General features: G+C 74.3%; 1 protein-coding gene. It reads right to left on the bottom strand.

All coding sequences use genetic code 11. The features are described from left to right. Positions 1–40 precede the first annotated feature (40 nt). Entirely contained in the window at positions 41–451 is a 411-nt protein-coding gene (locus SACPADRAFT_RS0218515) for a pyridoxamine 5'-phosphate oxidase family protein (protein ID WP_007027897.1), read from the bottom strand. Between the last annotated feature and the right edge of the window lie 184 nt (positions 452–635).

Below are 635 nucleotides of genomic sequence, written 5' to 3'. Positions count from 1 at the left end.
CGTGCGCCCGTTCGCGTGACCCGGCGCGGACGGGGGCCGTTCAGGCGGGCGCCAGCGACAGGCGCCGTCCGGTGATCTCCCCGGCGGTCACCCGCAGGTAGCGGTCCCGGCGGCCCGGCGCCCACGGGCGGTGGTGCGGGTCGCTGATCCGCACGAGCGAGTCGATGTCGGTGACCACCGCCGCCGTGCCCAGGACGACGACGCTCCACCCGGTGTGCGTGTCCGGATCGATGTGGTCGGCCTCGAACGCCACCACCGAGCCCGCCAGCCGGTGCGACCACGAGTCGGGCGCGGTCCGGATGATCACGTCGGTGCCGTCGAGCAGGAAGTTCACCGGCCGCACCGCGGGCAGGGCGTTCTCGGTGAACACCAGGCGCCCGACGGGTTGCGAGCGCAGCAGGTCGAGGCACTCGTCTTCGGACAACGTCCGCATCTCGATGGGGGGACTCATTCCTGCGCCCTTCGGCCGGGGTGTCGCGTCGCTTGCTGCCGACTGTGCGCGCGCCGCACCGGCACCGGCAGGGCACAAAGCCTCCTGTCGGTGCGCCGAACAGCACGCGTGAGGCGGCACCCCGACGCTCAGCCGAGCAGGGTGCGCAGCCGCTGCCCGCGCGCGGCGGGCGTCTGCCGGGGGA

Origin of the sequence: Saccharomonospora iraqiensis subsp. paurometabolica YIM 90007 (assembly GCF_000231035.2) — a bacterium.
GTDB classification, from domain to species: Bacteria; Actinomycetota; Actinomycetes; order Mycobacteriales; family Pseudonocardiaceae; genus Saccharomonospora; species Saccharomonospora paurometabolica.
Note: the sequence above shows the minus strand (reverse complement) of the source record. Positions and strands in the feature narration are given on the sequence as shown.